Genomic DNA, 216 nt, shown 5'->3' on the forward strand with positions numbered 1-216 from the left:
CTTGAGGACCGTCCGCCTCCCGGCCCGCCTCCCCGCATTCCCGCCCTGCTGCATACGAGCCTCCCCGCGACGTCGATCCGTCTCGTGAATCGTTTCAAGTAAGCGCTTGCTGGCACAAAGTACGGAGGACCCGCGAGCGCGTCAATGACTCGGACAGGAATTGATGGGCGCACCAGCCGGACAGGGGCCGCGTGCGGTTCGCACCCCTCCGCCGGG

Source organism: Streptomyces prasinopilosus, assembly GCF_001419695.1.
Classification (GTDB): domain Bacteria; phylum Actinomycetota; class Actinomycetes; order Streptomycetales; family Streptomycetaceae; genus Streptomyces; species Streptomyces prasinopilosus.